This is a genomic window from Hydrocarboniphaga sp. (genome assembly GCF_028291725.1).
Lineage (GTDB): Bacteria > Pseudomonadota > Gammaproteobacteria > Nevskiales > Nevskiaceae > Hydrocarboniphaga.
In genome coordinates this window covers 56,471-66,634 of sequence record NZ_JAQGNT010000029.1, presented here as the reverse complement: position 1 = coordinate 66,634, position 10,164 = coordinate 56,471, and the positions used below count along the sequence as shown (strand labels likewise).

Here is a 10,164-nt window from a genome sequence, read left to right as displayed (position 1 = left end):
TGCAAGCACACCAGTGCGGTGACGGCCTCCCTTCCTCACGCACCCTCTATCTTGAAACCTTCCACAATCGCGCGCACCCCGTTTGCTTCGCGATTACGGCGCAGGTCGGCGCTGTAGGCTCCTACAGTGGCTCGGATTGAGCGTTGCGATACAACCGTAGGTCGGCAATCCCTTGCCGACGTGTACGCCCGATACACAGCCGGAGCCGCTACGTGCGTACCGCAGTATCGCGGAATTCAGGGAAGGCCTCGGCGATCGTCATCACCGTGCCCGATTGCATGCCGTCGTAGCCGGCGAGCGCGTTGATCGCGGCCTTGAACTCGGGGCTGCGCAGGCTGGCGATCACGCGCGTCATTGTTGTCGTGGCCAGGAAGTCGGTACTGCAGGCGAAGAAGTAGCGCTCGGTCGCCAGCGGGATGAAGTCCAGGCCGAAGCGCTGCGCCGGTGTCTCGACGCCGAAACCGGCGTCGGCCATGCCGCTGGCGACGTAGGCGGCGACCGCGGCATGCGTGTACTCGCCGGTGTCGTAGCCGTCGATGCGGTGCGCGTCGATGGTCTGCTGGCGCAGCAGCAGGTCCAGCAGCACGCGCGTGCCCGAGCCGAGCTGGCGGTTGACGAAGCGCACGTCGCCGCGCGTCAGGTCGGCAAGGCCATTGATGTGCTTGGGATTGCCGCGCGCGATCATCAGGCCCTGGCGCCGCGTCGCCAGCCAGATCAGCCGCTGCGAATCCGGCCGCAGCCAGGCGCGGTACTGCTCCAGCGCCGGGGCCTGGAATTCGCCGAGTGGGATGTGGATGCCGGCGACGTCGCAGGCCCCGGCATCCAGCGCCGACAGCGCCTCGTAGCTGCTGCGATATTTCAGATCCAGCGGGATCTGCTGGCGCGCGAACCAGTCGCGCAGCAGCTCCACCGCAAAGCCGTGGCTCGCCTGCATGCGCAGGATGCCCTGGGCGTCGGACAGCGCGCGCTCCAGCTCCACTTCCAGCTCCGAGGCGAGGCTGTCGAATATCGGTGACAGGCGCGCCGCAATGCGCTTGTCCGCCCAGACCAGCTTCTCGCCCAGCGGCGTCAGCGTCGCGCCGCGCCCGCGCCGGCTCTCGACCAGCGGCACGCCGAAGGCCAGGTGGCCTTCCTGCAGGATGCCCCAGGCGTAGCGATACGACAGTTTCATCCGCGCGCAGGCGCCTGCCAGCGTGCCGGTCTCGTGGATGCCGATCAGCAGCTCGACGACGCGCGGCAGCAGGTGGCGCTCGTCGCCGCGGGCGAGCTGCCATTGCGGTTTGATCGACAGCTTGAACATGGTGTTGTCTCCAGGGGCGCACGGTGCCGCGATATTGGCTTTATAAAGCCAGTATAAACGGACATTTCACGCCTATTGTTTCGGGTCAATCGGTTTTGGTGCTAGCTTCTGCGGAACAGAGTCTAGTTCAAGGGCGCGCACAAATATGTTCTAGCCCGCCGATATGAACAATATAACCGGCCTGCCGATACCAGCTGACCGGCCGCGACCCGCCCTACGAAACCGAATCTCAGGAAACCCGCATGAAAGCGCGCCGCATCATCCCCATCCAGCCCGAGCCGGGCTCGGCCCTGCCGCCGGACGAACGCGCCGCCGTGCGTGCCGCGATTGCCGCCAACAAGCAGCGCGCCGGCGCGCTGTTGCCGGTGCTGCACGGCGTGCAGGACGCGCTTGGCTACGTGCCCAAGGACGCGGTCGCGCTGGTGGCCTACGAGCTGAACCTGTCGCGCGCCGAAGTGCATGGCGTGGTCACGTTCTATCACTACTTTCGTGAGCACAAGCCGGGTCGTCATGTGGTGCAGCTGTGCCGCGCGGAAGCCTGCCAGGCGGTCGGCGCGGTGGCGCTCGAAGCCCACGCCAAGCGCAGCCTCGGTGTCGATTTTCACGGCACCACGGCCGATGGCGCGGTGACGCTGGAGCCGGTGTACTGCCTGGGCAATTGCGCGCTCGGGCCGTCGGTGATGGTCGGCGAAAAACTGCAGGGCCGGGTGACGCCGCAGCGCTTCGATAAGCTGCTGGCGCAGGCGAGGGCGACCGCATGAGCGCGATCCGCATTTACGTGCCCTGCGACGCCTCGGCGCTCGCGGTCGGTGCGGATGAAACCGCGGCGGCGATCGTCGCCGAAGCGGCGTTTCGCGGTGTCGATGCGCGGGTGATCCGCAACGGCACGCGCGGCATGCTGTGGCTGGAGCCGCTGGTCGAAGTCGAAACCGCCGCGGGCCGTATCGCCTACGGCCCGGTGCAGGCCGAGGACGTGGCGGCGCTGTTCGATGCCGATCTGGTTCACGGCGGCGCGCACGAGCTGAATCAGGGGCTCACCGAAGAAATCCCCTATTTCAAGCGGCAGCAGCGGCTCAGCTTTGCCCGCGTCGGCGTCATCGATCCGCTGGATCTGGACGACTACGTCGCCCACGACGGCTATCGCGGGCTCGACAATGCGCTGCTGTTGGAGCCCGGCGCGATCGTGATGGCGGTCAGCGAGTCCGGCCTGCGCGGCCGCGGCGGCGCCGCGTTCCCGACCGGCATCAAGTGGAAAACTGTCTTGGACGCGCACGGCGCGTCGGCGGTTCACGACACGCCCAGCGAGCAGAAGTACATCGTCTGCAATGCCGACGAAGGCGACTCCGGCACGTTCTCGGATCGCATGCTGATGGAAGGCGATCCGTACACGCTGATCGAGGGCATGACCATCGCCGGCCTCGCGGTCGGTGCCACGCGCGGCTATATCTATCTGCGCTGCGAATATCCGCATGCGCATCGCGCGCTGAACGCGGCGATCGCGACGGCGACCGCGCGCGGCTATCTGGGCGGCGACATCCGCGGCAGCGGCAAGCGCTTCGATCTGGAAGTGCGGCTCGGTGCCGGCGCCTACATCTGCGGCGAAGAAACCGCGCTGCTGGAATCGATCGAGGGCAAGCGCGGGCAGATCCGCTTCAAGCCGCCGCTGCCGGCGATCAAGGGCCTGTTTGGCCAGCCGACGGTGATCAACAACGTGATCACCTTCGCCTCGGTGCCGGTGATCTTCGAGCGCGGCGCCGCGTACTACAAGAACTTCGGCATGGGCCGCTCGCGCGGCACGCTACCGATGCAACTCGCCGGCAACATCAAGCAGGGCGGCCTGGTCGAGATTGCGTTCGGCATGAGCTTGCGCGAGCTGCTCTATGACTACGGCGGCGGCACCATCAGCGGCCGGCCGATCCGCGCGGTGCAGGTCGGCGGCCCGCTCGGCGCGTACATGCCCGAGTCGACCTTCGATACGCCGCTGGACTACGAGGCTTTCGCCGCGGTCAAGGGCATGCTCGGCCACGGCGGCATCGTGGTGTTCGACGACACCGTCGACATGGCGGCGCAGGCGCGTTACGCGATGGAGTTCTGCGCGATCGAATCCTGCGGCAAATGCACGCCCTGCCGCATCGGCTCGACGCGCGGCGTCGAAGTGATCGACCGGCTGTGCAGTGGGCTGGACTCACCCAAGCAGGAAGCGCTGCTGCGCGATCTGTGCGAGACGATGACGTTCGGCTCGCTGTGTGCGCTCGGCGGTCTGACGCCGTATCCGGTGCTGTCGGCACTGGATTATTTCCCTGAAGATTTTCGAAAAGTCCCGCAGCCGTTGCAGGCGGCGGGCTAGGAGCCTCACATGTTGTCCATCGTCGAAAAAGATTTCGGTACACCGGCGCCGCGCCCTGCACGGCTATGGAAGAACGTCGGCATGCGCAGTGGCGGCGACGTCGATGTAGCCGCCAAGCTCGTCACGCTGACCATCGACGGCCGCGAGATCAGCGTCTCCGAAGGCACCTCGGTGATGCGCGCGGCCGCGCTCAACGACATCAACATCCCCAAGCTGTGCGCGACCGAAACGCTGGACGCATTCGGCTCCTGCCGTCTGTGCCTGGTGCAGATCGACGGCGTGCGCGGCTATCCGGCTTCATGCACGACGCCGGTGGCGCCGGGCATGAAAGTCACCACGCAGAATGCCAAGCTCGCCGAGCTGCGCCTGGGCGTGATGGAGCTGTACATCTCCGATCACCCGCTGGACTGCCTGACCTGCCCCGCGAACGGCCATTGCGAGCTGCAGGACATGGCCGGTGCGGTCGGCCTGCGCGAAGTGCGCTACGGCTATGACGGCGACAACCACGTCTATGCCAAACAGGGCGGCGAGGCCAACCCGCGCTTCGTCGCCAAGGACGAGTCGAACCCTTATTTCACTTTCGATCCTTCCAAGTGCATCGTCTGCTCGCGCTGCGTGCGCGCCTGCGACGAGCAGCAGGGCACCCTGGCATTGACGATCCAGGGCCGCGGCTTCGACTCGAAAGTGTCGGCGAGCCAGGCCGAGGATTTTCTCGATTCGGAATGCGTGTCCTGCGGCGCCTGCGTGCAGGCCTGCCCGACCGCGACGCTGTCGGAGAAATCGCTGATCTCGATGGGCCAGGCCGAGCACAGCATCACCACGACCTGCGCCTACTGCGGCGTCGGCTGCAGCTTCCGCGCCGAGATGAAGGGCGAAGAAGTGGTGCGCATGGTGCCGAACAAGGACGGCCACGCGAACCACGGCCATTCCTGCGTCAAGGGCCGCTTTGCGATCGGCTACGCCACGCATACCGACCGCATCTACAAGCCGATGATCCGCGCCAAGATCACCGACCCATGGCGTGAGGTCAGCTGGGAGGAAGCGATCGGCTACGCGGCCTCGGAGTTCAAGCGCATCCAGGCCAAGTACGGCCGCGACTCGATCGGCGGCATCACCTCGTCGCGTTGCACCAACGAGGAAACCTACCTGGTGCAGAAGCTGGTCCGCGCCGGTTTCGGCAATAACAATGTGGACACCTGCGCGCGCGTCTGCCATTCGCCGACCGGTTATGGCCTGAAGCAGACCCTCGGCGAATCCGCCGGCACACAGAACTTCGATTCGGTGATGCAGGCCGACGTGATCATGGTGATCGGCGCCAACCCGACCGACGGCCATCCGGTGTTTGCTTCGCAGATGAAGCGCCGGCTGCGCGAAGGCGCCAAGCTGATCGTTGCCGATCCGCGCCGTATCGACCTGGTGCGCACGCCGCACATCGAGGCGCAGCAGCATCTGAAGCTGCGGCCCGGCACCAATGTCGCGCTGATCAACTCGCTGGCGCATGTGATCGTCACCGAAGGCCTGGTGAAAGAAGACTTCGTGCGTGAGCGCTGCGAGATCGAGTCCTTCGACAAGTGGCGCCATTTCGTCGGCGATGCGCTGCATTCGCCCGAGGCGATGGAAGCCGTCACCGGCGTGCCGGCCGCGCAGGTTCGCGCGGCGGCGCGGCTGTACGCGACCGGCGGCAACGGCGCGATCTACTACGGCCTCGGCGTCACCGAGCACAGCCAGGGTTCGACGATGGTGATGGGCATCGCCAACCTGGCGATGGCGACCGGCAACATCGGCCGCGAAGGCGTCGGCGTGAATCCGCTGCGCGGCCAGAACAACGTGCAGGGCTCCTGCGACATGGGCTCGTTCCCGCACGAATTCCCGGGCTATCGCCACGTCTCCGACAACGCGGCGCGCGATCTGCTCGAAAACGCCTGGGGCGTGAACCTGCTCAACGAGCCCGGCCTGCGCATCCCGAACATGTTCGAGGCGGCGCTCGACGGCGAGTTCCTCGGCCTGTACATCGAGGGCGAGGACATCGCGCAGTCCGATCCGAACACGCAGCACGTGACCGCTGCGCTGACCGCGATGGAATGCATCATCGTGCAGGACCTGTTCCTGAACGAGTCCGCCAAGTTCGCGCACGTGTTCCTGCCGGGTTCGTCGTTCCTGGAGAAGGACGGCACCTTCACCAATGCCGAACGCCGGATTTCGCCGGTGCGCAAGGTGATGAAGCCCAAGTCCGGCTACGCCGACTGGGAGATCACGCAGCTGCTGTCCAACGCGATGGGCTACCCGATGCACTACACGCATCCGTCCGAAATCATGGACGAGATCGCGGCGCTGACGCCGACTTTCACCGGCGTCAGCTTCGCGCGGCTCGACGAGCTCGGCAGCATCCAGTGGCCGTGCAACGAGCAGCATCCCGAAGGCACGCCGACGATGCATATCGACGAGTTCGTGCGCGGCAAGGGCCGCTTCATGGTCACCGAGTACGTGCCGACCAGCGAGAAGGTCAATGCGAAATTCCCGCTGATCCTGACCACCGGCCGCATCCTGTCGCAGTACAACGTCGGCGCGCAGACGCGGCGCACCGAGAACGTCACCTGGCACAGCGAGGACCGGCTGGAGCTGCATCCCAGCGACGCCGAAACGCGCGGCATCAAGGACGGCGACTGGTGCGGCATCGCCAGCCGCGCCGGCGAAACCGTGTTGCGCGCCAGTGTCACCGAGCGGGTGCAGCCGGGTGTGGTCTACACCACGTTCCACTTCCCCGAATCCGGCGCCAACGTGATCACCACCGACAACTCCGACTGGGCGACCAATTGCCCCGAATACAAGGTCACCGCGGTGGAAGTCACGCGCGTCAGCCAGCCGTCCGAATGGCAGAAGCGCTACCGCGAGTTTTCGGAGCGGCAGCAGGAGCTGTTGGAGGCCAGGGATGCAGCTGATGCGCGCTGAACGCTGGTCTCCCTCCCCCGCGAGCGGGGGAGAGGACACACGCTGGCAAGCTCAATCGCCGTGTGCGCCGCATCGTCGGCCGCGAGGTGATCGAGCGCGAAGACAGCATCGCCGAGGAGACCCCGATCGCGCTGGTCTACAACGGCCAGCCGCATGCGGTGATGATGGCGACGCCGCTGGATCTGGCCGATTTCGCGCTCGGTTTTTCGCTGAGTGAAGGCATCATCCAAAGCCCGGCGGAATTGCTCGAGGTTCAGCAGGTCGCGCTGGAGCAGGGCGTGCAGCTGTCGCTGCGGATTCCACCGCAGCGGTTGGAGCGCTTGCTCGAACGTCCGCGCGGCATCGAGGGCCGCAGCGGTTGTGGCATCTGCGGCACGCGCCATATCGCCGACGTGTTGCGCCCGCCGCCGCATGCGGCCGCCGGCTTCGTGGTCGACCCGTCCGCGCTGCGCAGGGCGCTGGTCCAGCTGCGTTACCAGCAGCCCCTGAACGCGGCGACCGGTGCGGTGCATGCCGCCGCCTGGGCCACACCCGACGGCACGCTGCGCTACTTGCGCGAAGATGTGGGCCGCCACAACGCGCTCGACAAGCTGATCGGTGCGCTCGCGCTTTCCGGCGTGCAGGCGGCGCACGGCTTTGCGGTCCTGACCAGCCGCGCGAGCTACGAAATGGTGCTGAAGTCGGCGAGTGCCGGCATCCCGATGGTCGTGGCGATTTCGGCACCGACTTCGCTGGCGATCGATCTGGCCGACGAGGCCGGCATCACCCTGGTCGGCTTCGCGCGCGACGAGCGCTGCACGGTCTACACCCGGCCGGCGCGAGTGCAGAATGCCGCGGCCGATATCCTGCGGCCGGAGAAATTTCGATGAATGCCTCGCCCGATCACCTGGTGCAGATGGTCAACGACATCGCCGGCTTCTTCGACGCCGAGCCGGATCACGATGCCGCGATTGCCGGCATCGAAAACCATCTGCGCAAATTCTGGGACCCGCGGATGCGCCGCAAGCTGATCGCGCATCTGCAAGGCGGCGTCGCCGAGATTGCACCGAGCGCGCGCGCCGCAATCGCCCGCCTGTGATTTGTAGGTTGGGGTGAGCGCAGCGAACCCCAACAGTGGCGCGTAACAACCGTTGGGGTTCGCAAGCTCACCCCAACCTACGGCGACGCGCAACCGTTCGGCCGCACACGCCACACAGGTTGACGCGATGCTGTGTCGGTGCGGCTCCACTCGGCGATCGCCGGGTATCGCGATTCATTTCGATCCTCTCGCAATAACAAGCCATAACAAGGACTTGAAGCCCGATCCACATCGGGCACGGGCGTTGCTCGAAGCCATTCAGCTGCCGGGATTTACAGGAGAAACGGCAGCAGGACGCAGCGCCGGCCGCATACCCATCTGCGGTAGCCGTGCTGCGGCACACACTCGAGTGGGAGTCCACCATGCAAATGCAGAACAAGCGTCGCGGTATCTGTCTCGCGGCCGCATCCGCGGCCCTCATCAGCAGCACCGCCGCACAGGCGATCGATATCCAGGCAGGAGACTGGAAGTTCACAGTCAACGGCAACGTCAACGTCCACTACATCTATTCCAGTTGCGACGACAGCCCGTCCGTCGTCACCGGCGGACTGGCCTGCACCGCCGGCGGCGATACTTCGAAGAGCACCTCGTCGATCAGCAATGGCCTGCTGCCGGCGGCGCTGACCTTCGGCGCGGCGACGACGCAGCAGGGCTATGACATCGAGGCTCATTTCGGCCTGTATCCGGGCATCGCCACCAACGACGGCGGCAGCCCGAACCTGCAGCAAGACGGCGGCGGTGCCGGCACCAACACCGCGCTGGGCACCACCGGCCTGGATGTCCGCCAGGTCTACATGACCTTCGGCAACAAGCAGATGGGCACCTTCATGCTGGGCCGCAACTTCGGCCTGTTCGGCTTCGACGCGATCATCAACGACATGACGCTGCCGGGTGTCGGCGTCGCCGGTGGTTCTTCCAGCGGCTCGCCGGCCAACACCACGCTGGGTTCGATCGGTCTCGGCTATATCTACGTCGATACGCTGGCGCAGATGAATTACACGACGCCCGATTTCGCCGGCTTCAAGCTCACCGCCGGCATCTTCGAGCCGGTGAATCCGGCCGGCAGCGCGTCGACGCCCAAGTCCTCGCCGGGCTTTCACGGCAAAGTCGCTTATACGGCCGGCCCGGTCTATCTGTCGGCAACCGCGATCACGCAGAAGCAGGAAGGCGTGACCAACGCATCGGACTTCACCAGCACCGGCTTCGACGCCGGTGGCAAGCTGACGTTCGGGCCCGCGGAACTGATGGCGTATTACTACGCCGGCAGCGGCCTGGGTACGACCGGGCTGTTCATCAACGGCAGCGACGGAGCCGGCGACAAGCGCGACTCCGACGGTTTCATCGCGCAGGCGACGTACAAGCTCGGTGACACCAAGCTCGGCGTCAATTACGGCGAGAGCAATCTCGATCTGGCCGACGGTGAGGCCTCATCCAGCCTGGTCGAGAAGAACAGCAAGTACACGCTCGGCGTCTACCATAGCCTGACCAAAAACCTGACGCTGCTGGCCGAGTTCAGCGACGTCAAGGCCCAGGCCCACAACGGCGCCGAGAACAAGAGCAGCAACTTCAACGTCGGCGCTTTCATGTCGTTCTAGGTCGTCTCCGCTGTAAGACTGCCGGGCGCAATGCCCGGCTTTTTTATGGGGCTGCGTGAACCAACTGTAGGAGCGGGTCATACCCGCGACTGAGACCTTGCAGTGCACAGTCGCGGTTATGACCCGCTCCTACAGTTGCAGAGATTGCTAGTCCTTCAGCACGCCCGATGCTTTCGCCACATGCGTCGCGATCGCGTCCATCAGCGGCGGCGACAGGCAGTCGTAGGGCTCCAGGCCGAGTTCGCGGAAGCGGTCGCGGATCGCGTCCATCTTCGACGGATGAACGCCGCCTTCGATCGCCGACGACACGAACGCGGCGAAGGCCGGCGCCGACCAGCCGCTTTCCGCCGACAGTTCGGTGTGAACGAAATCGAGCCCGTAGAAAGGATGCTTCTGGTTTTCGATGCGGCCGTACATGTGCACGCCGCAGCCCTTGCAGGCATGGCGCTGGATGGCGGCGTTGGTGTCCACGATCGACAGCTTGTCGGCGTTGTCGGTGACCTTGACCGCGTCGCGCGAAACCACGGCGACTACCGAGAACGGCGAGCCGGCCGGCTTCCAGCATTTGGTGCAGCCGCAGGCGTGGTTGTGCGCGGTCTGCGCGCTGAGCTTGACCTTGACCGGGTTCTGCGCGCATTTGCATGTCAGCGTGCCGCCGGCGAAATTGCCGGACGCGCCGGGCTTGATGCCGTTGTCGAGCGAGGGATGAATCGAGATTGCGCTGGCCATTGCCTTATCTCCCCTTGACTGGGGCGACGCCGGCGGGCGTGCGGGACGGTGCTGAACTCATGGCAACTCCTCCATCTTCTTACAGTGTGGGTAGCGTTCGCTGTGGTTAGCGATCGCTACACAGGCCCGTGGTCGGGCTTGCTCGGTGGCCGGGGCAGGACATCGT

Annotated in this window: 8 protein-coding genes; 6 read left to right on the top strand and 2 right to left on the bottom strand. The window is 65.7% G+C overall.

Going from position 1 to position 10,164, the window contains the following annotated elements; genetic code table 11:
* Nucleotides 1-208 precede the first annotated feature (208 nt).
* Nucleotides 209-1,300 carry a substrate-binding domain-containing protein gene (locus tag JWQ90_RS08505; RefSeq protein ID WP_299692087.1) on the bottom strand — a complete coding sequence of 364 codons (1,092 nt, stop codon included), beginning with the start codon at nucleotides 1,298-1,300 and terminating at the stop codon, nucleotides 209-211.
* A gap of 242 nt (nucleotides 1,301-1,542) precedes the next feature.
* Between JWQ90_RS08505 and JWQ90_RS08500 the strand changes: the two genes are divergently transcribed.
* The 6 genes from JWQ90_RS08500 (at nucleotide 1,543) to JWQ90_RS08475 (ending at nucleotide 9,269) form a co-directional block, all read left to right on the top strand.
* Nucleotides 1,543-2,061: a formate dehydrogenase subunit gamma gene (locus JWQ90_RS08500; protein ID WP_299692084.1), complete on the top strand. Its 519-nt coding sequence runs from the start codon at nucleotides 1,543-1,545 to the stop codon at nucleotides 2,059-2,061.
* The gene (locus tag JWQ90_RS08495) at nucleotides 2,058-3,647 is read left to right on the top strand and encodes an NADH-quinone oxidoreductase subunit NuoF (protein ID WP_299692081.1); all 1,590 of its coding nucleotides are present in this window, start codon (nucleotides 2,058-2,060) and stop codon (nucleotides 3,645-3,647) included. The genes JWQ90_RS08500 and JWQ90_RS08495 overlap by 4 nt, the downstream gene beginning before the upstream one ends.
* A gap of 9 nt (nucleotides 3,648-3,656) precedes the next feature.
* Nucleotides 3,657-6,596, top strand: a complete 2,940-nt coding sequence (gene fdhF / locus JWQ90_RS08490) for a formate dehydrogenase subunit alpha (RefSeq protein ID WP_299692078.1) — start codon at nucleotides 3,657-3,659, stop codon at nucleotides 6,594-6,596.
* A 62-nt stretch (nucleotides 6,597-6,658) separates the two neighbouring features.
* Nucleotides 6,659-7,465 (top strand): formate dehydrogenase accessory sulfurtransferase FdhD, encoded by an 807-nt coding sequence (gene fdhD, locus JWQ90_RS08485; protein ID WP_299692075.1) that lies wholly within the window; start codon nucleotides 6,659-6,661, stop codon nucleotides 7,463-7,465.
* Nucleotides 7,462-7,674, top strand: coding sequence for a formate dehydrogenase subunit delta (locus JWQ90_RS08480; RefSeq protein ID WP_299692072.1), 213 nt, complete (start codon nucleotides 7,462-7,464; stop codon nucleotides 7,672-7,674). Before fdhD ends, JWQ90_RS08480 begins: the two co-directional genes overlap by 4 nt.
* Before the next feature lie 362 nt (nucleotides 7,675-8,036).
* The gene (locus JWQ90_RS08475; RefSeq protein ID WP_299692069.1) at nucleotides 8,037-9,269 is read left to right on the top strand and encodes a porin; all 1,233 of its coding nucleotides are present in this window, start codon (nucleotides 8,037-8,039) and stop codon (nucleotides 9,267-9,269) included.
* Between the two features lie 147 nt (nucleotides 9,270-9,416).
* Here the strand turns inward: JWQ90_RS08475 and gfa are convergent, their stop codons facing one another.
* Nucleotides 9,417-9,998, bottom strand: coding sequence for an S-(hydroxymethyl)glutathione synthase (gene gfa, locus JWQ90_RS08470; protein WP_299692066.1), 582 nt, complete (start codon nucleotides 9,996-9,998; stop codon nucleotides 9,417-9,419).
* Nucleotides 9,999-10,164 lie beyond the last annotated feature (166 nt).

Bases quoted from the DNA above. Each gene is read 5' to 3' on its own strand.
- JWQ90_RS08505 (WP_299692087.1), bottom strand. From the start codon at position 1,300: ATGTTCAAGCTGTCGATCAAACCGCAATGGCAGCTCGCCCGCGGCGAC.
- JWQ90_RS08495 (WP_299692081.1), top strand. From the start codon at position 2,058: ATGAGCGCGATCCGCATTTACGTGCCCTGCGACGCCTCGGCGCTCGCG.
- gfa (WP_299692066.1), bottom strand. From the start codon at position 9,998: ATGGCCAGCGCAATCTCGATTCATCCCTCGCTCGACAACGGCATCAAG.
- JWQ90_RS08500 (WP_299692084.1), top strand. From the start codon at position 1,543: ATGAAAGCGCGCCGCATCATCCCCATCCAGCCCGAGCCGGGCTCGGCC.
- JWQ90_RS08475 (WP_299692069.1), top strand. From the start codon at position 8,037: ATGCAAATGCAGAACAAGCGTCGCGGTATCTGTCTCGCGGCCGCATCC.
- fdhF (WP_299692078.1), top strand. From the start codon at position 3,657: ATGTTGTCCATCGTCGAAAAAGATTTCGGTACACCGGCGCCGCGCCCT.
- JWQ90_RS08480 (WP_299692072.1), top strand. From the start codon at position 7,462: ATGAATGCCTCGCCCGATCACCTGGTGCAGATGGTCAACGACATCGCC.